The 23,883-nt window shown below is 50.9% G+C and carries 22 protein-coding genes; 12 read left to right on the top strand and 10 right to left on the bottom strand.

Going from position 1 to position 23,883, the window contains the following annotated elements; genetic code table 11:
• Positions 1-2 precede the first annotated feature (2 nt).
• Both AC0YNV_RS13320 and AC0YNV_RS13315 read left to right on the top strand, forming a co-directional pair.
• The gene (locus AC0YNV_RS13320) at positions 3-806 is read left to right on the top strand and encodes a hypothetical protein (protein ID WP_475768538.1); all 804 of its coding nucleotides are present in this window, start codon (positions 3-5) and stop codon (positions 804-806) included.
• 175 nt (positions 807-981) lie between these two features.
• Positions 982-2,037 carry an RluA family pseudouridine synthase gene (locus AC0YNV_RS13315; protein ID WP_475768537.1) on the top strand — a complete coding sequence of 352 codons (1,056 nt, stop codon included), beginning with the start codon at positions 982-984 and terminating at the stop codon, positions 2,035-2,037.
• A 325-nt stretch (positions 2,038-2,362) separates the two neighbouring features.
• Here AC0YNV_RS13315 and AC0YNV_RS13310 read toward each other — a convergent pair whose 3' ends face one another.
• A complete protein-coding gene (locus tag AC0YNV_RS13310; RefSeq protein ID WP_475768536.1) occupies positions 2,363-3,064 on the bottom strand; it encodes an MBL fold metallo-hydrolase in 702 nt (233 codons plus the stop codon).
• Between the two features lie 234 nt (positions 3,065-3,298).
• On the opposite strand from AC0YNV_RS13310, the gene AC0YNV_RS13305 reads away from it, so the two are divergent.
• Positions 3,299-4,063, top strand: a complete 765-nt coding sequence (locus AC0YNV_RS13305) for a tryptophan-rich sensory protein (RefSeq protein ID WP_475768535.1) — start codon at positions 3,299-3,301, stop codon at positions 4,061-4,063.
• Positions 4,064-4,778: 715 nt separating this feature from the next.
• Entirely contained in the window at positions 4,779-5,387 is a 609-nt protein-coding gene (locus tag AC0YNV_RS13300; protein ID WP_475768534.1) for a DUF2087 domain-containing protein, read from the top strand.
• A gap of 30 nt (positions 5,388-5,417) precedes the next feature.
• Here the strand turns inward: AC0YNV_RS13300 and AC0YNV_RS13295 are convergent, their stop codons facing one another.
• The 3 genes from AC0YNV_RS13295 to AC0YNV_RS13285 form a co-directional block, all read right to left on the bottom strand.
• The gene (locus AC0YNV_RS13295; protein WP_475768533.1) at positions 5,418-6,635 is read right to left on the bottom strand and encodes a CapA family protein; all 1,218 of its coding nucleotides are present in this window, start codon (positions 6,633-6,635) and stop codon (positions 5,418-5,420) included.
• 219 nt (positions 6,636-6,854) lie between these two features.
• On the bottom strand, positions 6,855-8,282 hold the full coding sequence (locus AC0YNV_RS13290) for a S41 family peptidase (RefSeq protein WP_475768532.1): 1,428 nt from the start codon (positions 8,280-8,282) through the stop codon (positions 6,855-6,857).
• Between the two features lie 193 nt (positions 8,283-8,475).
• Entirely contained in the window at positions 8,476-9,420 is a 945-nt protein-coding gene (locus AC0YNV_RS13285) for an aldo/keto reductase (protein WP_475768531.1), read from the bottom strand.
• 139 nt (positions 9,421-9,559) lie between these two features.
• Between AC0YNV_RS13285 and AC0YNV_RS13280 the strand changes: the two genes are divergently transcribed.
• From AC0YNV_RS13280 to gpmA, 8 genes are all read left to right on the top strand, one after another.
• Entirely contained in the window at positions 9,560-10,408 is an 849-nt protein-coding gene (locus AC0YNV_RS13280; RefSeq protein WP_475768530.1) for a helix-turn-helix transcriptional regulator, read from the top strand.
• Between the two features lie 89 nt (positions 10,409-10,497).
• Positions 10,498-11,298 carry a Cof-type HAD-IIB family hydrolase gene (locus tag AC0YNV_RS13275; protein WP_210038217.1) on the top strand — a complete coding sequence of 267 codons (801 nt, stop codon included), beginning with the start codon at positions 10,498-10,500 and terminating at the stop codon, positions 11,296-11,298.
• Positions 11,299-11,538: 240 nt separating this feature from the next.
• Positions 11,539-13,059, top strand: a complete 1,521-nt coding sequence (locus AC0YNV_RS13270) for a spore germination protein (protein WP_475768529.1) — start codon at positions 11,539-11,541, stop codon at positions 13,057-13,059.
• 11 nt (positions 13,060-13,070) lie between these two features.
• The gene (locus tag AC0YNV_RS13265; protein WP_475768528.1) at positions 13,071-14,270 is read left to right on the top strand and encodes a Ger(x)C family spore germination protein; all 1,200 of its coding nucleotides are present in this window, start codon (positions 13,071-13,073) and stop codon (positions 14,268-14,270) included.
• A 6-nt stretch (positions 14,271-14,276) separates the two neighbouring features.
• Positions 14,277-14,501 (top strand): hypothetical protein, encoded by a 225-nt coding sequence (locus tag AC0YNV_RS13260; protein ID WP_210038214.1) that lies wholly within the window; start codon positions 14,277-14,279, stop codon positions 14,499-14,501.
• A gap of 21 nt (positions 14,502-14,522) precedes the next feature.
• Positions 14,523-15,638 (top strand): GerAB/ArcD/ProY family transporter, encoded by a 1,116-nt coding sequence (locus tag AC0YNV_RS13255; protein ID WP_475768527.1) that lies wholly within the window; start codon positions 14,523-14,525, stop codon positions 15,636-15,638.
• Positions 15,639-15,770: 132 nt separating this feature from the next.
• A complete protein-coding gene (locus AC0YNV_RS13250) occupies positions 15,771-16,913 on the top strand; it encodes a stalk domain-containing protein (RefSeq protein ID WP_475768526.1) in 1,143 nt (380 codons plus the stop codon).
• A 55-nt stretch (positions 16,914-16,968) separates the two neighbouring features.
• Complete coding sequence (gene gpmA / locus AC0YNV_RS13245) at positions 16,969-17,700, top strand: 2,3-diphosphoglycerate-dependent phosphoglycerate mutase (protein ID WP_475768525.1); 732 nt, start codon at positions 16,969-16,971, stop codon at positions 17,698-17,700.
• Positions 17,701-17,816: 116 nt separating this feature from the next.
• Here gpmA and AC0YNV_RS13240 read toward each other — a convergent pair whose 3' ends face one another.
• The 6 genes from AC0YNV_RS13240 to AC0YNV_RS13215 form a co-directional block, all read right to left on the bottom strand.
• Positions 17,817-18,887, bottom strand: coding sequence for a sulfate ABC transporter substrate-binding protein (locus AC0YNV_RS13240; RefSeq protein WP_475768524.1), 1,071 nt, complete (start codon positions 18,885-18,887; stop codon positions 17,817-17,819).
• 62 nt (positions 18,888-18,949) lie between these two features.
• Entirely contained in the window at positions 18,950-20,014 is a 1,065-nt protein-coding gene (locus AC0YNV_RS13235; RefSeq protein ID WP_210038209.1) for a sulfate/molybdate ABC transporter ATP-binding protein, read from the bottom strand.
• 3 nt (positions 20,015-20,017) lie between these two features.
• Positions 20,018-20,815: a sulfate ABC transporter permease subunit gene (locus AC0YNV_RS13230; RefSeq protein WP_210038208.1), complete on the bottom strand. Its 798-nt coding sequence runs from the start codon at positions 20,813-20,815 to the stop codon at positions 20,018-20,020.
• Positions 20,812-21,618, bottom strand: coding sequence for a sulfate ABC transporter permease subunit CysT (gene cysT / locus AC0YNV_RS13225; RefSeq protein WP_379114083.1), 807 nt, complete (start codon positions 21,616-21,618; stop codon positions 20,812-20,814). The genes AC0YNV_RS13230 and cysT overlap by 4 nt, the downstream gene beginning before the upstream one ends.
• A 188-nt stretch (positions 21,619-21,806) precedes the next feature.
• Positions 21,807-22,439: a YigZ family protein gene (locus tag AC0YNV_RS13220; RefSeq protein WP_475768523.1), complete on the bottom strand. Its 633-nt coding sequence runs from the start codon at positions 22,437-22,439 to the stop codon at positions 21,807-21,809.
• Between the two features lie 30 nt (positions 22,440-22,469).
• The gene (locus AC0YNV_RS13215) at positions 22,470-23,819 is read right to left on the bottom strand and encodes a glucose-6-phosphate isomerase (RefSeq protein ID WP_210038205.1); all 1,350 of its coding nucleotides are present in this window, start codon (positions 23,817-23,819) and stop codon (positions 22,470-22,472) included.
• Positions 23,820-23,883: the final 64 nt, after the last annotated feature.

Here is a 23,883-nt window from a genome sequence, read left to right as displayed (position 1 = left end):
CCATGACAACACTATTAAACGTAAAAGCGCGTTTGACGAAGGTGCTGCTGATCGGCGGCTGTCTGATGCTCTTGTCGGCCAACGCGGCATTCGCTGCACCTGAGAACTCACCGGGCAATACCGCCCAAAGCACCGTAAGCCAGGAGGATCTGCTGCAGAAGCAGCAGGAAATCGACAGCTATGTCGCGGGTAAAGGGCAGGATGAACTCGCGGAACAGGGCTTCCAGGTTACCACAACAGCCCCCGGGCAGGACGCGGTCGAAATAGGCATCACACCTTATAGTGAAGCCCATGCGGAGTTTCTGTATGAGAAATTCGGCCGTGACCAGGTGAAGGTTGTGGAAGGAGAGCAGGCTGTACTGTTCGGCGAGATGATGCCGGCTGCAGCAGATCAACCTTCCGCGGATCTGCTGCAGAAGCAGCAGGAAATCGACAGCTATGTCGCGGGTGAAGGACAGGATGAACTTGCAGAACAGGGCTTCCAGGTTACCACCACAGCCCCCGGGCAGGACGCAGTCGAGATCGGCATCACACCTTATAGTGAAGCCCATGCGGAGTTTCTGTACGAGAAATTCGGCCGTGACCAGGTGAAGGTTGTGGAAATGGAGCAGGCACAGCTGCTGGACGCAGCACCTGCCACCGCCCAGAATACAGCTGATGCTGATTCCGTTTCCCCCGGCAGCCCGAACGCATCCGCTGGAATGTCCGGGACCAGCCCTCTGATGGTCATCATCATTATTGCCGTCCTTGCCTTGGGTGCTGCAGCGGCAATCAGACGCAAGCAGCTATTTTCCAGAAAGCATTGACCACGCGAGGCCCTCGGGCTTGATTAACAGTTTATGATCCCGTGCAACCAACCGGCAATGCTGACCAGGCAGTGCAGGCGGCGCGCTGACATACGGAAAGAGACCGATAATAGCAATATCGGTCTCTTTCATGCTATATTGGGGATAACTTTTATAGGACGGTGTGAGCCTTACCATGGACAAACGAAAATCAGCCCCAAAACACAATGCTGCCGCTAAACGCGGCAGTTTACCGCCGCGCGGATCATCCCCGCGCGGGAGCGGCGTCCGCGCCGCAGCGGCAGGGACAGCTGCCTCCAGCCGAAGACCGTCTGCCGGAGTCAGCGAGAGAAGCGCTGCCCGCGCCGACAGCAAGCCTTTTATCGTGAAGGAGCAGCAGGAACTGCTGGCCTTCCTGCTGCAGGCCATCAAGCATCAGGGCCGCAATGCGATTAAGTCCCTTCTGGGACGCGGTCAGATTTCAGTAAATGGACGCGTGGTCACCTTATATAACCACGCTCTTAAGCCCGGGGATTCGGTCTCGGTAAGCAGAGAGAAGGTCGTCGAGAAGCCTCCGCTGATGGGACTGTCCATTCTGTACGAGGATGAACATATCATTGTCATCGACAAGGAAGCCGGCCTGCTGTCGATCGCATCGGCGCAGGAAACCGATTTGACAGCCTACCGGCAGTTAACGGCATATGTCAGATTGGAGAATCCGGAGAACCGCATATTCGTGGTACACCGTCTGGACCGCGACACCTCAGGCGTTATGATGTTTGCCAGGAGCGAGGAGGCACAGCAGCTTCTGCAGAATTCATGGCAGGACGCTGTGAAGGAGCGGACCTATGTAGCCCTTGTAGAAGGCAAAGTCCGTAAGACGGAAGGCACCATCAAATCCTGGCTGAAAGAAAGCAAAACGCTTCGCATGTATTCCAGCCCTTACCCCAATGACGGCCAGCTGGCTGTCACTCATTACAGAATCATGCAGACTAGCAGCGAATTTTCCCTGCTTGAGGTGGAGCTGGAGACTGGGCGCAAGAATCAGATCCGCGTTCATATGCAGGATATCGGGCATCCCGTCGTCAGCGATAAAAAATACGGTTCAAAGTCGAAGGCGATGGGACGGCTCGGCCTTCATGCCCGCGTTCTTTCCTTTGACCATCCCATTACCGGAATACGGATGCGCTTCGAAACGGAAATTCCCAAGCAGTTCCTTAATGCGCTTCGCGATGTCCGGCAATCGACTTGATCAGCTGAGCAGAGAATTATACAGTGCTCTCATCGTCCTGACGGGACAGATAATCGCCCGCAGGAGTTACCTTGAGCTTTAACTGCCTGCGGACAGCCGGGTCCTGCTCACGGCTGACCAATTCCAGTTTCACCTTCTGCCGTTACGCTCATGGTACTCTTAGGCGACATGAGCTTCTCGCTGAGCTGGTCCAGATTATCTCCTGATGATTCCTCATCAAATTAAGCGCGGACAACTGCTGAAGGCTCAGTCCGTCTCGTGCCGCATCCTCCTGCATGATCTTTGCGGTCATTTTGTTGACTGAATGAGAATATTATTTGCTTTCTTATAACTGGACAAATGAACTTGATTGTCCGTTGTTGCCCTGATAGGCCGAAAGATAAGCATCCATCTGGTCAGCCGGCTGCAGGACTGAAGATCCGTGGCATACTTCCAGACGGATAGGCTTCAGCTTAGATACGATCCTGCTGCTTCTGACTGCTTCATTCATGTCGAAGGTGAACATTTTCATCGGCAGCCGGAGTTGACCTTTCTTGGAGGTAAACAAGTCTCCAGCCAGCATCACTTGGTCCCGTTCATGATAATATACGACATGGCCAGGTGAATGTCCGGGAGTCAGATAGGGTCTCAAGCTGCCAAATGCCGCAAGCTCCCCATCCGCATCTGCCTGAAGCGGCTTGACAAGCCCTGCCTCCACGCTTGCTGCCGCTTTCTTGCGCCCCGGATAAGGAAGCTTTCCTTCCATATACGGGATCTCGATTGAATGTGCGTACACAGGGACGGATGAGTGCTGCCGGATTTTCTTAATGGCCCCAACATGATCGGAATGACCGTGAGTAAGCACGATCGCTTTCAATGGACCCGCCCCAAGCTTCCCGATAAAGGACAAAATGCCCTTCGTCATGTTCCCCAGACCCGCGTCCACCAAAATAACGCCGTCCTCTTCCACCACCACCCACACATGGATAGGAATGATCATCCATGTTTTCAAACTCCAGATATGCTCAGACAGTTGTTGTATTTTCATTTGCCATCATCTCCGCTCTTTTTTATAACCATTGGTTACTAACCGTTGGTTATAATATATTTGATTATTCATTCCCTGTCAATAGGCGGCTGAAGAAAAAGGATTTTATACGCCAATCTCCTGCTGGGGCGTCTTCCCGGATTCGATTGGCATGCGCTTCCTCGTTTAATGGAAATGGGATTAGGTGAATATATAACAGATTGCAGAGAATTAAATTATCAGGAGGCTTGTCCCATGTACAACCGAAATCCATACCGTTTGTGGAATATAGTTGGACTGATCGCTGTACTGATTGTGAACGAACTCGCTCAATATCTTCCCCTCAATGGCAAAACGACCTCCGAGCTGTCGGCTCAATATCCGGTATTGATTACACCGTCCGATTATGCATTTTCAATCTGGATGCTGATTTATGTCTTATTGATCGGCTTCGTTTTTTACCAGCTGGGCTCCCGCACCGGGGATCAGCCTTCCGTTCGAAGCATCGGTCCCTGGTTCTTCATCAGCTGCTTGTTTAATATCGCGTGGGTCTTCGCCTGGCATTATGAACATGTGAGAATTAGTGTGTTTATTATGATCGCTCTGCTGCTGATTTTAATCATTTTGTATCAACGGATCCAAACCGCCACCTCCAGGCCTGCTGCTGGAGAATTTATCTGGGTCAAACTGCCCTTCAGTCTGTATTTCGGGTGGATCACGGTAGCCACGATTGTGAACATTGCAGTTGGCCTGTACCAGGCGGGCTGGAACGGATTTGGCTGGTCGGATGCGTTATGGGCCATCGCTTTGCTTGCTGCCGCCTGGGTGCTCGCTCTGATAGTCGGCGGTGTTTCCCGTGATCCCTTCTATGTGCTTGTATTCGTCTGGGCCTTTATAGCCATTGCCCTCAAGCAGCAGGATTATGAGAATATTTACACCGTTGCCATGGTGGGGGCGATTCTGCTTCTTGTATTCGCTATCTATCTCATTTTCCGCAGGCGAAATGTCTCGAAATGGTAAAGACAAGGGAGCATAGGGGAGTAAATGGGAATAAATCCACCTCTTTTCTATATATTTAGATTATTCTGAATATTTACAAAACTTACATACAGCTTGTACAATAAGGACATATCATTCAGTACATGAATGGTACACAGTCCACCGAGAGGGGATAGTCCATTGGAGAAGGTTAGCGAAGCGTGTCCCTGTATCAACAAAAAGGTTAGATTTCTATGGATATGAAAATTCATGGAGAGGAGTAAGCAAGAGCACCGTATAGAATTGAATGTTTGACCAGCATATATTCATTCTATAAGTTCAAGGAAAGCCGCTTGCTTGTGGGACATTGCGGGAAATCAACGATTGGATGATGTGAAGAGGAATAGGCATTGCCGCTAACGACAGCGTCGGGCTATTCTTCAAAGCCGGGCTTGAACGATTGGGATTAATAATTTGCAACGGAAGTTGTCTGAATGGAGTGCAGGTAACAATTGAATACGATTGAAAACATCGGATAGGGCTCCTGGTTGTCACAGACAAGCAGGAGCCCTATTTATGTGCAAATTTTCAAAGTCATCAATAACCCCGCCCCCCCCCTTCCAATCGGATTCTCCCATGAGGACGCTTTACTCCCTCCTGTACGCTCCATTCGTGATCCATTCCTTTAATTGTTGACATCCTGTATCTAGTTAGAATATTATCTAATTAGATATTAATCTAATAAGGTGGTTGTGAGATGCTCCAGCTGGATAAAATCGTTAATTATCACAAAGCATTGGCCGACCTGACGCGCGTCCGGATGATCATTTTGCTGGCCGCAGGCGAGATGACCGGTCAGGAGCTGGCCGAAAAGCTGTTTCTTTCAACGGCGACCATTACCCATCATGCCGCCAAGCTGCGCGCCGTCAGTCTGCTCCATGAACGGCGGGAGAAGAACGCAATTTATTTTTCGCTGGATCGTTATTTTCTCAAGCAGTATGCCGGCGCCATGCACAATCTGCTTCAGGAACAACACAACAAAATTGAGGAGACATCAACGATGGATGAGAAGAATGAACGTCTTAAACAGTCCGTTCTGCGCAATTTCTTTAGCGGAGACGGGAAGCTGAAGCATATTCCGGCACAGCTCAAAAAGAAACGGATCGTGCTGGAGAGCCTGGCTGAACGCCTGGAAGAGGGACGGACTTATTCCGAACAGGAGATCAACGGCTTCATCAAACAATTCCATGATGACTTCGCCACCATCCGCCGCGAGTTTATCATGCACGCTTATCTGTACCGCGATAACGAGGTATATGAACGCAACCCCCGCTCGATGTGGGAAAAATGGGAGACCCTTTCTTAAACAGACTGCCGGGGAAGAGCGCAGCCGGACTTACTTCAAAGTCTGCGCCTTACCCGATGCCTGTATCGTGTTACCCTTAACCTCCATGCCGTACGATAAGGCCTCCAGATAATCCAGCTGATTATGGATGTACGCCTTCTCCCTCGGAATGATCTGATTATTCTTGATGTAGAAAGGATCGAACTGCATGGTGACCTTGCCGTTCTGGAGTGTCAGATTCAATAGACCGGTGTCTGCTGTACGCCCCTTCACATAATCCGGAAACAGAAAGTTTCCAATGGAATAAGCAATCGGCTTGCTTTTATAGGACTCGAAGCCTTGAAGCACATGAGGGTGGCTGCCGATAATGGCGTCTGCGCCGGTATCGATCATTTCTTTGGCAAACTTCCGCTGCCATGCTTCCGGACGGTTGTTTCGCTCAATCCCCCAGTGCATATATACGATCAGGTAGTCCGCTCCTTCCCGTTCGCGCGCAATGGCAGCCAGCACCTTCTTCTGGTCATAGGCTCCAGCCACACCGGGTCTCTCACCTTCAGCTACCCAATTAAGCTCCGGCAGGAAGCGGGAAAAGGCCAGATATTTCACTGTCACGCCCTTCACCTTGACTGTTCTGGCTGAAAAGGCTTCACTCTCATTGCGGCCGGCTCCCACCGGTATGAGGTCGTATGCCTCCAGGTGGTCCAGCGTATCCAGCAGACCCTTCCGCTGGAAATCCAGGACATGATTGTTTGCGACCGAAATAACGTCAAAGCCGGCATTTTTGATCCCTTTGAGCGAAATCGCATCCGATTTGAAATTGAAGATTTGACTTGTATCCTTATTCTTCTCATCCGTAACGGCTGTCTCCAGATTGACAAAGGCAATATCCGCTGCCGTAACCTTCTTCTTTACATGCACAAACGGATAATCGGGTCCTTTTTGCGCAATAGCCTTCTTCACCGACGCATCCATCATTGCATCACCGGCAAAAACCAGATGAATGGGCTCCTTATTGGCTGCAATTGGCGCTTCTATGTATTCGGGGGGTGTCTGCATGTCTACAGGAGGTTTTGGAACATCTTCAGACTCCCCGGTATTTGCCTCCGCTGCTTCCGGATTGCTCCCTGCTCCCTGTACGGCTTGTTCATGGGGACCGGTTGGAACAGCTCCTTCACCAGGCGCTTCACCTGTTGCAGGAAGAAGCATGAGCAGCACTGCCAACACAATCAACCCAGACACGGATATAGAAAAAAACCATTTTTTGCTCATATAATCACCTTTCGTCACGGTTTCCTCTATGTAAGCTATTGCTTCAGGCATCGCTTCATTCATCAAATATAACGCAGACTTTTTTCTGCATCGTTTCAACTTGTATCGGTGATGTAACCATCTACAGTAACTTTATACCTTATCATACAGAAAAAGGCAAACGGATATGATCGATTCAATCGATCTTTTCCGTTTGCCTCATCATGCTTGCTTATCTTCTTAACTGGCTGGCCCCGTCCGGAGAACATCCAGGGCTTTGGCCATCTGCGGGTCTTCCTGCTTATATTTCTCCATTAAACGTGTAGTCATCCGGTAGGCTGTCTTGTCGTTCACAACCCCGTTATCCGGCAGCGCCTCATCCCGCTGGAACTTCTTCACTGCCGTTGAAGTTGCATCATCATAGATGCCGGTTCCGGCGCCGACATCATAGCCAAGCGTCTTGAGCATGCTTTGAACCGTCTGCACCTTGTCCCCATAATCCCCCGCTTTGATCTGCAATCCCGCCGGAAGCCTTGGCAGAAGCGTGTATGAAGGCGCTTCGACGGCGATATTCGGCTCGATTCCCTTCTTGTGAATCCACTGCCCGTCCGGAGAACGCCACTGGGCTTCCGTAAGCTTAAGAACAGAGCCGTCCTTTAATTGTCTGAAGTTCTGGACGATCCCTTTGCCGAATGTTTTTTGGCCGACCACTGTTGCGTTTGCTGTTGTTTTGAGTGCTGCGGTCAGCACCTCCGCCGAGCTTGCCGTGTTGTCGTCGACCAATATCGCGATCGGGAGCGTCCATGGTGTTTTTTGCTCTGATTTATGCGTAATAACCTGCTTCTCGCCTTTATAGACCACCTGGAGAATCGTCTGTCCTTTGGGTACGAACAAATTGGCAATTTCAACGGTTGGGGTCAGCAGCCCACCCGGATTTCCCCGTAAATCAATGAGCAGCGATTCCATGCCAAGCTCCTGCAGCTTCGTGACCGCTTCCTTGAACTCCTCGCCCGTCTTCTCTGCAAAGCGGGTAACGGTAATTTCACCGATCTTGTCCGCCTTCATCTCATACGTAACCGTATGCACGGGCACGGCCCCCCGGGTAACGGGAACATCAAGCGGCTCATTCATCCCCTGGCGGCGGATCGTCAGCTTCGCAATCGATCCTTCCTTGCCCTGAACCAGCTGCTTGAGCTCCTCAAGCGTGATGCCTTTGACCTCTTTGCCGTCCACCGACAGAAACACATCGCCGGACTGCAAGCCTGCTTTTTCCGCTGGAGCCCCTTTTATCGTATTCTCAATGATGAATTCCCCGTCCTGTTCCCTTATCTCAACCCCGATTCCGACAAAGGTATCCTCGTAGGACTGTACATACTGCTCGCCCTTATCCCCGCTTAAATAAACGGAATACGGATCATTCAGCGAGGCAACCATACCTTCCGCGGCTCCTTCGACAAGCGCCTTGGATTTGGCTCCGTCCAGAAAATTATCCATAATTTCGTTATAAGCATAGGACAAATTGTGGAAAGTCGATTCCTTCAATATGGGATACTGCACCGTCATTGATATACGTCCACCGATAAAACCGATAACACATGCCACCACAATAAGCAGAACCATATTCACATTCCGCCGCTGCTTTGCTTCCTGCTGACCATACAAGCTCATCTTCAATCACTCCGTTCCGACACAAGGAATCTGCTACTCACTTTATCGCATTCCCCGGTCAGCCGCAAGCTGGGCGTACAGTCCAAAGAGCCCTTCCTCATCCAATGTCATCAATGCGACAAATATCCGCATGATCCTTGGTTAAAGAAGGGCTTGAGGCTGCAGAAAAATGCAAATCCGGTATGTCTTATTGCTATTCAGCAGCCAGAGCTTCCTTCGCCAGGCTCAGCCAGGCCAGTTCGTCCGCAGTCAAAGCAACGGGAAGCGCCTTGATGCTGTCATAAAGCTCCGAGGTTTGATGCGGACCTATGATCGCCGCAACCGGGAATGGCTGGTTCAGCACATACGCCAGGGCGATATGGTTCGCGCTGACGCCATATTTGGCGCCCAGCACGGCCGCACGGCGCTTGCGCTCCCAGTTCTCGGCGCTGTAGTATACGCGGACCATATCGGCATCCTGTGTGATCTCAGGCGCATAACGATCCGTAAAGAAGCCCCCGGACTGGGAGGACCATGAAATAATCGGCAGCTGCGACTGCTCATGCCACGCCTCATCCTCGGCATACGTCGAGACGCATCCCGCCCAGCGCGGCTCGATCGGCTTGGCCAGGCCAAGGTTGGGACTGCTGCTGGCAAAGCCTTTCATGCCGTTCTTCTCGGCATACGCGTTCGCCTCACGGATACGGCTTACCGTCCAGTTGGATGCTCCGAGGGACAGGCAGCGGCCTGCGGCAATCTGATCGTTCAAGCCTTCAAGAATATATCCTACATGGACATTGGGATCGTCGCGGTGAAGCATATAGATATCGACGTAATTGGTTTTGAGCCGTTCCAGCGATTCGACCAGATCGCTCTGAATGCAGGTCTTGGTCATCCGGGACTGCTCATACGGATGGGCTCCTTTGCCGATCAGAACGACTTCGCTGCGGTTTCCCCGCTCCTCCATCCACTGCCCGACAGCCTGGGCCGTTTTTGCGCCGTAAATATGTCCCGTATCGATTGCATTCCCTCCTGCTGATACATAGGCATCAAGCAATTCGCTGGAATAATCCATTTTATCGATACTGAGCATCATGGATCCCTGCACCAGCTGGGAAATGCCCAGCTCAACGCCATCCACCCTGATTTGCTTCATCATCCGAAATCCACTCCCTATTGTCATATATTGATTATTATAATGCAGGATTACCTGCAGTAAAATCGAAATATATTGCAATGACTAATACGATATTGATAAAGACTTCGCTTTCAAAATAAAGGAGGCTTCCCGGGCGCAAATGGAACATCTTACACTGCCGATGGTTCGGCGGGACCGTTACTACTGCTTCCCCGAATCCGCCGGTTTCTATAAGGAAATCCGGAACCACAAAGTAAATCGATCCGCCGGCAGCCTGCTGGAATTCAATCTCCATCTGGTTACAGCCGGCCAGGGCTTTGTGGAGGAAGAGAGCGGCCTCCAGGAGCTCAAGGCCGGCGACGCTTTTCTTTATTTCCCGGGTGATAAACAGATCTATTACAGCGATCCCGCGCATGCCTGGAGTGTAAAATGGATTCACTTCTACGGCAGCGGAGCATTCGCCGATCTCACGGAGCGCGGCTTTCACCGGTCGGTTGTATGGCGAATCCGCTCACCCAAAATGCTTGAAAGCCGGATGGAAGACCTGCTGCAGCAAATCCAGCAGCATAAATCACTGTATCCCACCAGCCTGTCGATGCTGATGTATGGAATTATAGCCGAATTAATCGAACAAGCAGAGCCGCTGTCGGCTCATACACCCGGCGAGGAGGCCAGTGAGCGCATCCTGCTGCTGCTACCTGAGCTGCAGGCCGCTGCTTCCGCCTCCTTCGACCTGAATACATGGGCCGCGAAGGCCGGCACGAATCGTTACGCCTTCTGCCGATGGTTCCGGAGAGCCACAGGTCAAACACCGCTTGAATTCGTCACCATGTGCCGGATCGGCAAAGCCAAGCAGCTGTTGATCGAGAAGCACAGCCTGGCAATAAATGATGTAGCGCAGCTCTGCGGGTATGAAAGCCCGAGCTACTTCAACAAACGATTCCTGCAAAGCGAAGGGATGACGCCGACAGCGTACCGCAATCTGTTTCTGACAGGCCGCCGTTCTTAAAGGTTTCGTAAAAAACGCTTGTCCGCCGTATCAATATCCGATACAATCAATGAAAACCTTAAAGAGAGAACAGGAGCAGGAATAACCATATGTATAAACTTATTGCCATTGATGTGGACGACACCTTGCTGACCGACGATCTGATCGTCACGCCCGGGACCAAAGCCGCACTGACGGAAGCTATTGAACGGGGGGTATTTATTACACTCGCCACCGGCCGCATGTTTCCCTCAGCCAAAAAAATCGCTATGCAAATCGGCTTTGATGTGCCGATCATCACCTACCAGGGCTCGCTTATCAAGACACTCATGGATGAGCAGGTCCTATATGAGCGAAGCGTACCCAAGGACGCCGCCCAGCAGCTGTTTGAGTTCTGCAGGGAACGCAAGCTGCACCTTCAGCTGTATATTAACGATGTACTTTATGTGCAGGAGGATACTGAGCTTGGCCGCGGGTACTCTGCGCTCTCCAAGATCCCGTTTGTCGTCGAGCCCGACTTCAATAAATTGATCGATCGGCCTTCAACCAAGATGCTGATTATCGATGACCCGGCTTACCTGGACGAAATTGCGCTGGAGCTGGCGCCGCTGATTGGAGATCGTGTGCATATCACCAAATCCAAGCCCCATTATCTGGAATTCATGCACAAGGAAGGGACCAAAGGTCATGCGATTGCCTTTATGGCCGAACATATCGGCTGCAAGCTTGAAGAGGTGATCGCCATCGGCGATTCATGGAATGACCATGAAATGATCGAAGTTGCCGGACTCGGTGTGGCGATGGGCAATGCGCTTCCCAAACTCAAGGAAATTGCTCAATATGTAACCCGGTCCAACAATGAAGAAGGCGTACGTCATGTCATCGAGAAATTTGTACTTGATCCGTCCTGATTACGTTGCCCGGTTCGAATGAAAGCCGCATTACAAGCAGAATTCTTGCTTGTGATGCGGCTTTTTTTGTCAACAGGTTCATTTATATAAGGTAAAGAAACATACTGCCCCTTCGCGCTCCAAGGACAGGGTAAGCCATTTCCTTCTGCTTTTAATAAATCCTTCACCCCTTGGTGATAATAGGAAAACGCAAGAGAGCTGATACATAATAACGATATCCCCCTTCGAAGGAGGAGAGAAATGAAAGGCAGCAACAGCAGCGCTAAGCCGTTACATGAGAATCTTAAAGAGAATATAACGCATATTTATCATGTCATGGGCGCGAGCCCCGATTTGATCATTAAGGAGATTTCTTTATCCGGGACCGTCTCGACAGCCCTGATCTATATCGATGGTCTTGTAGACGTCAAAGAGCTGCACAACTGTGTCATTAATAATCTGATGTCCTCCAAAAGCATCCCGAGCATTCAGGAAATGGATTCCAGAAGCAGCAGCGTTCTGGCCTATATCAGGAACGACATTCTAATGGCGGGAGACATAAGCATTGTGGCAGACCTGGGTACCATGATGACTTATCTCTTGTCCGGCGATGCAATCCTCTTGGTGAACGGCTTTCGGGAATGCCTGCGCATCGGGGTAGCCGGATGGGAGTGCCGAAATGTCTCCGAACCGATCACACAAGCAGTGGTACGCGGCCCGATGGAAGCCTTCAATGAGAATCTGCGAACGAATACCGCCATGGTCAGACGCAAAATACGTGACCCGCAATTATGGATGGAAGAGCGCCATATCGGCAAGGTTACGCAAACAAGCGTGGCCATTATGTATTTGAAAAATATTGCGAATGACAAAATTGTGGAGGAAGTGCGAACAAGGCTGGACCGGATCGATATCGACGGTATATTAGAGAGCGGCTATATCGAGGAATTGATTCAGGATAAGACGCTTTCGCCATTCGCCACGATCTACAACAGCGAAAGGCCGGACACCATTGCTGCAGGTATTTTGGAAGGCCGGGTGGCCATTCTCATTGACGGAACTCCCTTCGTGCTGCTTGTTCCAGCCCTTTTCGCTCAATTCTTTCAATCAGCTGAGGATTATGCGCAGCGCGCCGATGTCAGCACATTGCTGCGGCTTATCCGTTATTTAGCCTTTTTCATCTCCTTGCTGGCTCCTGCAATGTACATCGCTATTACGACCTTTCATCAGGAGATGCTTCCCACTGATTTGCTTATTAATCTTGCCGCCCAGCGCGATGGCGTTCCATTTCCCGCATTCATAGAAGCGCTTCTCATGGAGATCACATATGAAATCCTGCGTGAGGCTGGCGTGCGGATGCCCAGGACAGTCGGTCAAGCGGTATCTATCGTGGGAACGCTCGTTATTGGACAGGCGGCAGTGGAAGCCGGGATTGTGTCTTCGGTTATGGTTATCATCGTATCCATAACGGCAATCTCGAGCTATGTCATTCCGGCAACAAGCATGTCCATTTCCGTTCGGATGCTCCGTTTTATACTGATGGGCCTGGGCGCCTCCTTCGGTCTCTTCGGCATTCTGGCCGGAATCATTGTGCTTATTCTCCATCTATGCTCGCTGCGCTCCTTCGGGATCCCTTATATGAGTCCGTTCGCTCCTTTTAATCTGGCGGATCAGAAGGATACCCTATTCCGGGTTCCATGGTCTTCCATGTTAAAACGACCTCGGCTTATCAGTCAAAAAAATATTGTTCGGCAGCAAGCCGGAAATAAATCAGACAAATAAAGGAGTCCAATATGAAACGTATATGCAGATGGATATTGGCTGTTTGTTTGATTGTCATGTGCTTAACCGGCTGCTGGGACCGGCGCGAGCTCAGTGATCTTGGAATCCAACTGGGGACGGGATTTGATAAAATCGGCGATAATTATCAGGTTTCCGTCCAAGTCGTTAACCCCTCAGCCGTTTCAACGAAAAACGGCAATGGCAGCAGGTCCCCTGTTGTTATGTATAAAGCCTCAGCTCCAACATTATTCGAAGCCTTCCGTAAACTTACGTTAACAAGTCCACGAAAAATTTATGGGGCTCACATTCGCGTTCTGGTCATTGGTGAAGCATTGGCCCGGGAAGGAATCTCCAAAATCCTGGACTTCCAGACCCGGGTTTCGGAACCGCGGCCAGACCTCTTCGTGATGATTGCCAAGAACGGCACTGCTGAAAATGTTCTGAAAATCATGACGCCTCTGGAGGAAATTCCGGCAGTCAATATGTACAGCTCGCTTGAGGCATCCTCCAAGGTCTGGGCCACAACCGCGGATGTGACACTGGATAAGCTTGTAAGCCAGTTAATTACCGATGGTATCAATCCCGTACTGACGGGAATCAACGTAATCGGCAATCAACGCACCGGAGAGAAGGAACAGAATGTCAAGGAAATCGATAGCACCGCACGCTTGAAGTATTCCAATCTTGGCGTCTTCAAGGGGGACCGTCTGATCGGCTGGTTAGATCCGGAAGAAACCAAAGGCTTCAATTACATCATGAATAATATAAACACCACTGTAAATAGAGTGGCCTGTCCGGATGGAGGAAATCTCACGATAGAAGTCTACAACTCCAAGACCTCTACTAAAAGCCAGATCAAACAAGGCAAGACTCTTATGAACATTAATGTGAATATTACGGCAGACATTGGGGAGGTTGAATGCGATATCGATTTGACAAGCCCGCCCGTGATCAATCAACTGCAAAAACAAGCGGAGAAAGAAATCAAGCAGCAGATGGAACAAACCATGGCTCATGTGCAGGGAAAATATAAGAGCGATATTTTCGGATTCGGCCAAGTGATCTATCATTATCATCCAAAAAATTGGAATCAGCTGAAAAAAGATTGGGATGAGGAATTCCCGAGGATCAAGGTGAATTACCAAGTAAAGGTGATCATTCGGAAGCTGGGAGCCATAGGCAACCCGATTACGAAGGAATTGAAGGAGTGATGCTTTGTGATGATGCTAATTGCTGTCCTGATATTCGCCCTGGCAGCGGCTGCACTTGAACTGCCGGTCCTGATCAGGAAACGGTGGATCAAAGAAACCGTCATTTTCTCCGTTCTGTTCGTCGCCGGGATCGCTCTGAGCATAGCGTCCGTTAAATCGGTTCCATTACCAAGTCCACTAATCGTACTCAAGATGGTCTATTCCCCGATTAGCAGCTGGATTTTCAACTAAGTTAGGAAAGGGTGGATATATTTGCGTGAACATGGAAAAATCAGCATCCAACAGATAACAATCCTCGTCATCTTCACTACAATCGGGGATTCCATCCTCTTCCTGCCTTCCATGATGACAACAGCGGCCAAACAGGATTCATGGCTATCCGTACTGCTGGGCATTCCTATCGGTCTGTTCATCTTGTGGCTGATGCTGCGGCTAAGCCGGATGGAGGCCAAATCGACACTATTTCAAATGAACCAGAAGCTCCTGGGTCAATTTTTCGGCGGGATTCTATCGGTTCTATTTCTGATGTTCTTTCTCGTGCTTACTTCGGGGATGCTGCGTGAAATCAGCGACTTCATTACGACCATCATTCTGCCGCAAACCCCGCTTTATGTGATTCACTTTATGATGATTATTGTGATGCTGTTCGGGATTAAATTGGGGCTGGAGCCCCTCGCAAGGGCAAGCGAGATTTTCTTCCCCTGGTTTCTGCTGTTCTTTTTCTCCCTGGTTCTGCTTCTGCTGCCCCAGATAAAACTGACGAATATGCTCCCGATACTGGGCAGCGGAATTGGCCCCGTGCTGCATGGAATGCTCTACTCGGTTGCCTTCCCGTTCTCGGAGCTTCTCGTGTTTCTGGTAATTCTTCCCTATGTCAATGAGGGTACGCATCTGCAGAGGGATCTGCTGCTTGGCTCCTTGTTCGGGGGAATGATCATTTTCATTCTGGTCCTGCTATCCACATTGGTACTGGGACCGACTATGAGCTCTTTTCATATCTACCCCTCTTACTCATTGGCCAAAAAAATCAGCATCGGTCATTTTCTGGAGCGGCTTGAGGCCATGCTGGCCATTATCTGGATTTTCTCGATCTTTTTCAAAACCGTCCTGTATTATTACGCCACCGTTCTGGGAACAGCCCAGCTATTCCGATTGAAGGACTATCGTATGCTTGCTGCTCCCATTGGGTTCATCTTATTCGGACTCGCCTTTTACTTCTCCCCCAATTACTCTTACCTGACGGAAATAACGGCAAAATATTGGCCTTTCTGGGATTACACTTATATTGCCGCCATCGTATTGCTGCTGCTGGTCAGTTACCTGATCAGAAAAAACAAACAAAAGGCGTCTTCAATTCCTGAGAGCTGAGTCGGGCAACGGGGTATTCAACCCTGGTTCATTCGGGTTAAAAATAGTTATGTGTTTTAACCATTTTGTTACTTTATAAGGCGCCCGTATCACTTATAATTATGTTATATCATGCATCATGGAGGGATCTAGATGACCCAACACCGTTTGACGAGCAATTGCCTGAAAATACTGGTCCTTGGAGCAATTAGCAGCCTGATGTTCCATGCCGGCACCCCGCTTTCTTTTGCCAGTGGGAACGGGATTGCTGACACAATCGATGTCGGCAGCCCCTTAGCCAACCAAAAAACATCCGCCATCAAGGTCTCCGCAAAGACAATTAAAACAATTTCAAAAACGTATACCACCAACGTCCAGTATCCGGTTATCGCTGGCCTGCGGAGCACCCAGTATCAGGGAGAGCTTAATTACCGCATCTCCGAGCTTGCCCGGCAGGATCTGGAGGCTGTCAAGAAGCAGGCTGCCAGCGGTGCCGCTGAGGCGATCAATGCAGGTATTGATTTTATTCCCTATGATATCACGGTCAAGTATGAGGTTATGTCCGATGGAAGTCCCGGGAACAGCAATTATTTATCCATAAAAGTGCTTACCTATCTATTCACGGGAGGCGCTCATGGCATCACCCGCATGGATACCTATAATATCCGGAACTCCGACAAGCCTTCTCTTATCACGCTCAAGGACCTGTTTGGAGCCGATTACAAAGCAGTTATCAATAAAAAAGTGAAAGAAGAAATAGCGTCAAACCCCGATCATTATTTTCAGGATGCCTTCACAGGCATTACCGATGACCAGACCTTCTATGTGAAAGGCGGCGACGCCTACATTGTATTTCAAAATTATGAAATTGCCCCGTATGCCGCAGGCTTGCCCGAAATCAAGGTTCCTTATGCCGGCGACAGCTCCTCCGGGGGCGGCCAATTGATTTCGCTGCCTGTGTTTATCAATGGAGTCAAGCTGGATCTCGGACAAGCGCCGCTGTTTACAAATGAGAGCGGTATCGTCATGGCTCCCCTGCGTCCCATCTCCGCCGCGCTTGGCTATAAGCTCAATTGGAAGGAAGCTTCGCAGCAGGCTGAGCTGTTCAAAGGCTCGCAGCTTATTACGGCAACCGTGGGTAAGGATTCCTACATTTCCGGAAAAAACGCCCTTCTCTCCCTGGAGACCGCCCCTGTCATTAAGAATGGAACGTTATATGTTCCGCTTGCTTTCTATTCCGGGCTGCTTCAGGCAAAGGTCGCTTATACAGCGACTGCAGTTATGATCACGGCCTGATTTTGCTCTTGACCAACGTACAAGACAGCGTCAACGAAAGGGAGACAACCCCGGAATGATTAAAATTGTACTGATACGCCACGGCCAAAGCCAGTGGAATCTCGAAAACCGTTTTACCGGCTGGACAGACATCGATTTGTCACCCACAGGCTTTGAGGAGGCCCGAATAGCCGGGGGAATATTGCTGCGGAACGGCTATGTCTTCGATATCGCCTATACATCTTACTTGAAGAGAGCGATTCGCACGCTATGGATTATTTTGGATCAAATGGACTTGATGTGGATTCCCGTCTTTAAAACGTGGATGCTCAATGAACGCCACTACGGAGCCCTTCAGGGGTTGAACAAGGCTGAAACCGCTTTGAAATACGGGGATGAACAGGTCCATGAGTGGAGAAGATCCGTCCATATCCGGCCTCCTGCCCTGGAATTGACCGATACGCGCTGTGAGAGATCTGACCGCAGGTATACGGGCATTGAACAATGTGTCCCGCTAACGGAGAATCTGGATGATACCAGAGCGAGGGCATTGGTCTATTGGAACGAAACCATTCAGCCCGCCCTGAAATCGGGCAGTCGGGTCCTGATCGCTGCTCACGGCAACACCTTACGGGCGCTTGTCCAATACCTGGATCAGATTTCCGAGGACGGGATTGCCGATCTCAATATTCCCACAGGCACCCCGCTGGTATATGAGCTGGATGACAATCTGAAGCCGCTGCGGCATTATTTTCTGGGCGAATCCGGCGAGGTGGAGGGAAGGTCCGTAACGGATCCTTTGACTTGAAGAATGGGTAGCGCAATCATACTTTCTTATAGTGGATTACAAATGAGTTCACAGAGGAACGCACCCTGCCGAAATACCGAAGCAGAGTGCTTTTTTGCATGCTTTATTTCAAAGGATCATAGCCCCGCAAGCACTTGATACCATACGCCTTTGGGGGAATAGAGCGTATCCCGTACCTGGTCCCATCCGCCAAGATAGCTGATATCGAACAGATCCGCCGGCTGCTGATATTGGTCCTTCACCTCTGCCAGCACCTTATCGTCAACAGGTCGAAAGCCATAGTCGGCGAAGATATGCTGCGCCTCCGGGGTCTCCAGATAGTTCAGGAACGCTTCAGCCACCTTGCGCGTTCCGTGCTTATCCACATTGACATCAACCACCGCAGCCGGATTCTCGATCAGAATCGTGGAGCTGGGCACAACGATCTCATATTTCACCCCTTGGTTGATTCGGGCAATCAGCTCATTCTCATATGTCACGATCACATCGCCTACACCGTATTCGAAAGCTGCCATCGAGGCACGCCCGCTCTTATCGAGCGACTCCACATTGTGATGGATCTGTTCCAGAAAAGCCTTGGCATAGGCAGGATCCTTCTTGCCGGTATCCGCCTCCGATTTTTTGAGTCCGGCCCCGTACATCGCGTTAATGTCCCATTGGGCGCCCCCGGAGGTTTTCGGATTGGGGTAAAGCACCTTAATCCCTTTACGGGTCAGATCCGCCCAGTCATGGATGCCCTTGGGATTGCCCTCCCGGGTACCGAGAACGGCTATGGATCGTGTAATCATGCCATCATGCGCAATGGCCTGCTTCCAGTCATGCGTGATAAAGCCCGCCTTCTGGATTTTGTCGATATCGCCTTCCATCGCAAGCACGGCGATATCCGCCTCGAAGCCGCCGGCTATGGCTCTCGCCTGTGTTCCGGACGCTTCATAAGACTCCTGAAAATCAACCGTCTGTCCGGTTTCCGCTTTCCACTTCGCCTTAAACTTCGGAAGCAGCTCGGCAAAGGCATCCTTGGCTACGGAATAAGCGCCAATAACCAGCGTCACATCGCCCTTGGTCGCAGTCGGAACGGAGCCATCCTGTCCCGGATCATTTCCCCCGCAGGCGGTGGCGATCATCAGGATTAGAATCGTACATAGAATACCGCTAAGACGCCATCCTTTTGTCAGGGTAGGGTTCATACATTACACAACACTTTCTGTTAGAGACTGCTCTGCCCGAGAATCCGCAAAGCACCTCCTTGTTAGATATGAATCGGCATGGGGTCTTCCTTCAGTTTATTCTCCATGATCCATGTGTCATTATCATTAAACAGATAGGCCCGGTGTATCAGCACACTGACCTCGTCTCCAGGCTGCAGGACTTCCTTCTCCAGCGAGCGGTACGTGATCAGCTTGATATCGCCAACCTCTACTTCAACCATCCACTCGCTGCCCCGGAAATGAACTTGCTTGACCTTGCCCCGCGCAGTCGCGGATGCAATGCGGAATTCATTATGCCTGCCAATCTCGATATATTCCGGACGGATAAGCGCCTGGGTTCCCGGCCACTTGGATGCATCCTCGAAGCCTTTGAGATTCTCCACCTGCGATACGATCGTGGACTCTCCGATGAAGCTCGCCACAAACTGCGTTTGCGGATTTTTGTATATATCCCATGGCGACCCTTTTTGCTCCAGCCGCCCTTTATTGATAATCATAATCTCGTCTGCGACCTCGATGGCCTCATCCTGGTCATGCGTGACGAATATGGAGGTAATGCCTACACGTTCAATCATTTCCTTCAGCCATGTGCGAAGCTCGGAGCGGATCTTGGCGTCGATCGCTGCGAACGGCTCATCCAGCAGCAGCAATTGAGGCTCAGGAGCCAATGCTCTGGCGAACGCGACGCGCTGGCGTTGGCCGCCGGACAATTGATGCGGCAGACGATGCTCGAAGCCTTTGAGCCCCGTCAGCTCAACAAGGGTCATAACGCGGTCGCGAATGGCTCCCTTGGATTGCTTCTTCACCTTGAGGCCGAAAGCTATATTGTCGTAAACGGTCATGTGTTTGAACAAGGCGTAGTTCTGGAAAACAAACCCGATCCCGCGCTCCTGCGGCGGCAGATCATTGACCCGTTTGCCGTGAAATACGATATCCCCGGAAGAGGGCTGCTCCAGTCCGGCCAGCATACGGAGAATAGAGGTTTTCCCCCCGCCGCTCGGTCCCAGGAGGCCAATCAGCCTACCCTTCTCTATGTCAAAGCTGACATCGCGCACCGCATGAAAATCACCGAATTGCTTGTTTAATCCGCGCACCTCGATATGCATCGTCTAATGCACTTCCTTTCGCTTTTTGGCCCATTCCATGAGCAGCAGAAGTCCGACTGAGAAAGCCGCCAGCACAAGCGCCACACCGTTTGCAGCCGTTACATTGAAATTCTCAACATCCTGATAGACGAGCGTTGTCGCTGTCTGTGTCTTGTTCATTATATTGCCCGAGACGACCAGCACGGCGCCAAATTCCCCCAATGACCGGGCGACGGTCAGAACGACGCCATAGATTACACCCCATCGGATTGAAGGCCAGGTCACATGCCAGAAGGTATACCAGGAATAGGCGCCAAGCGTCGATGCGGCTTCTTCCTGCTGGGCTCCAATTTCCTGCAGCACCGGCATTACCTCCCGCACCATGAGCGGGAACGTAACGAACAGGGTCGCCAGAATCATCCCCGGCAGCGCATACACCACTTTAAAGCCGATATCCTCGAAGAATGTACCGATGATAGAGCTCGGTCCCAGCAGCAGCACAATCATCAGGCCGCCAATGACCGGCGAAACCGCGAACGGCAGATCGACGATGCTGTTGAGCAATTGCTTGATCCTTCGTCCCAGCCAGGTCGCCCGGACCAGATAAAGGGCCAGCATCACACCAAACAAGGTATTGATGGCCGTAACGACAAGGACAATAATGCCTGTCATCATCAGCGCGTTTAACGCCTCCCTGCGGGTCAGCGCTTCAGCAAAGCCGCTCCAGCCATCCGCCCAGGCACCGGTGAATATCTTCACAATCGGCGCAATCAGCAGTATAAGAAATACGAGATACGTAAGCGGAATCCACAGCCTCTTCATTTGTCCGCCCTCCTCGTCTGAACGAGGTTGACGGCCCATAGAATAAGAAAGGAAAGCGTGAGCAGCAGCACGGAGGTTGCGGCTGCACCCTGCGTATTGTCGCTTTCAATCTCACCAAAAATATAAACCGCTGCAATCAAGGTCTTGCCCGGAATATTGCCCGCCACAAGCACAACCGCCCCGAATTCGGCGAGCGCCCTGGAGAAGGCCAGCATCGATCCGCTCAGTATGCCTGGCAGCATCGACGGAAATATCACCTGAAAGAAGGTTCGGGCCTTGGAAGCGCCCAGCGTGTAAGAGGCCTCCTCCTCCGATTTGTCCATCTCTTCCAGCAGCGGCTGAATCGCCCGGATGACAAACGGGAAGGTGACGAATACCATCGCCACAATTATAGCGGGTTCGTGAAAAACAATCTGAAAACCGAGATTATCGGCCAATCCCCCAACAAAGCTGTTAGGTCCCAGCAATAGCAATATCATTAATCCGCCGACAGCCGTCGGCAGCGCAAATGGCAAATCAACCAGACTGTTCAGCAGCCGCCGGCCCGGAAACCGGTAACGGATCAATACCCATCCGATCATGGTGCCCAGCAGCATATTAATAACAGTCGCAATAACCGAAAGCTTGATTGTGAGCAGAACCGCCTTCCACGCAAGTGGATCGGTGATGCTTTCCCAGAATGGCCCCCAGCCCAGAGTAAATGCTTGCGTGTAAATTCCAATAATCGGCAAAATGATTAAAACAATAAAATAAAGCATAATGGTGCTGCGAAAACCGAAACTCCACCAGCGGCTGCGCATCATAAAATTCAAGCTGTCTTACCCCCCGGCGCTTTCCTTGTGGAATCGCGCTAATTCCCATTAAATTACTCGGTATTGATAATGTAGCAGATAGCTGCCTGTCCAGTCAATGCTTATATAAGAAATAATGATCGGATTTATGAGAAAAAATAAACTCCCCGGCCACATCTCCGGGGAGTTCAAATGAAGGGCTATTCCCCTTCGATATCATATTTGGTATTGCCATTCGTAATGATCGCCTGCCCCTGGGTCACATCCGTCATCCAGGCTGTAAAACGCTCGGCCTCCGGTTCCTCCGGCAGGCAGGTCATTACCACACGGTCGGTAAACGCGGTGTCGCCGACCTTCCAGCCTTTGGCATGCAGCTCATTCTCCAGCTTGCCGTACCAGGTGTAATCCACATCCACGATCACCTCGCGGCGGAGGATCTTCACAATCGGCTGAGCCGCATCAATTGCCGCGACAGCGCCATCGGCATAGGCGCGAATCAACCCGCCTGCGCCGAGCATAATGCCGCCGAAGTACCGGGTGACGACGATAACGGCGTTTTTGAGCTCCTGGTGCTTCATCACTTCCAGAATCGGTTTGCCGGCTGTGCCGCTTGGTTCACCGTCATCCGACTGCTTCTGGCATTCGTCACGCTCACCGATCAGATACGCCGAACAATTATGCGACGCATCTCGATGCTGCCTCTTGATTTCATCGATGAAAGCGGCAGCTTCGGTTTCCGATTCTACCGGCTTGCCATGCCCGATGAAACGCGACTTTCTGATGACGATCTCGCCGCTTGCCTGCTGACGGAGCGTCTTGTATCGGTTCAGCATATCAGTTGCAAACTCCTTGCCGGCAGAGGATTATAGGCGTGCTTCCAACTCGGCTTTTTCTTTCTCGAAACCAGGCTTGCCAAGCAGGGCGAACATATTCTTCTTGTAAGCTTCAACGCCCGGCTGATCAAAAGGATTCACGCCAAGCAGATATCCGCTGATCCCGCATGCTTTCTCGAAGAAGTAAACGAGATAGCCGAATGTGTAAGGCGTAAGATCGGCAATATTGACGATAAAGTTCGGTACCTGACCGTCCGTATGCGCAAGAAGCGTGCCCTGGAATGCTTTCTTATTGACAAAATCCATCGTTTTTCCAGTCAGGAAGTTAAGCCCGTCCAGATTGTTCTCGTCATGACCGATCGTGATCTGCTCCTGGACATTCTCCACCTGGATCACCGTTTCAAAAATATTCCGGTTGCCCTCCTGGATAAACTGCCCCATGGAATGCAGATCCGTCGAGAAATCGACTGCCGCCGGGAAAATCCCCTTGTAGTCCTTGCCTTCGCTTTCTCCGAAAAGCTGCTTCCACCACTCTGAGACGAAATGAAGCGACGGCTCGTAATTGACGAGGATTTCAGTCGCTTTTCCTTTGCGGTACAAGGCATTGCGGGCTGCAGCGTATTGATAGGCCTCATTCTCGGCAAGCTCCGGGCTGGCATAAGCCATCGAGGCGTCCGACGCGCCTTTCATCATGGCATCAATGTCAATGCCGGCAGCAGCGATTGGCAGAAGCCCGACAGCAGTCAATACAGAATAACGTCCGCCAACATCATCCGGGATAATGAATGACTCGTAGCCCTCTTCATTAGCCAGCTTCTTCAATGCGCCCTGAGCACGGTCGGTTGTGGCGTAGATCCGTTTGCGCGCTTCTTCCTTGCCGTATTTGTTCTCCAGCGCTTCGCGGAAAATCCGGAAGGCAATGGCCGGTTCTGTCGTTGTGCCGGATTTGGAGATCACGTTGACCGACCAGTCGCGGCCTTCGAGCAGCTGCTGCAGATGGGTCAGATATGTAGAGCTGATATTGTTGCCGGCGAATAGGATTTGCGGCGTTTTGCGCTGTCCTTGCGGCAGTAAGTTATAAAAGGAATGCGACAGCATCTCGATAGCCGCGCGAGCGCCCAGGTATGATCCGCCTATGCCGATGACAATCAGCACTTCGGAATCGGACTGGATTTTCGCTGCCGCCTTCTGAATGCGTGCAAACTCTTCTTTATCATAATTGTTCGGAAGATCAATCCATCCCAGGTAATCGGAGCCCGCTCCGGTTCCGTTATGCAGCTGGTCATGCGCCGCCCGTACCTGTTGGGTTAAATTGTCGATCTCGTGCTGACCAATAAAAGCAAGCGCCTTGCTGTAATCAAATTTCACTGCTTTACTCATGGGTGAAACCTCCTAAGTTTTTGGCGATACGTTCATGGATATCTTCCTGCCTGCCAGGGGGAAA

The organism is Paenibacillus sp. JT31N11, from assembly GCF_056269285.1.
This window is presented reverse-complemented; position numbering and strand designations above follow the sequence as displayed.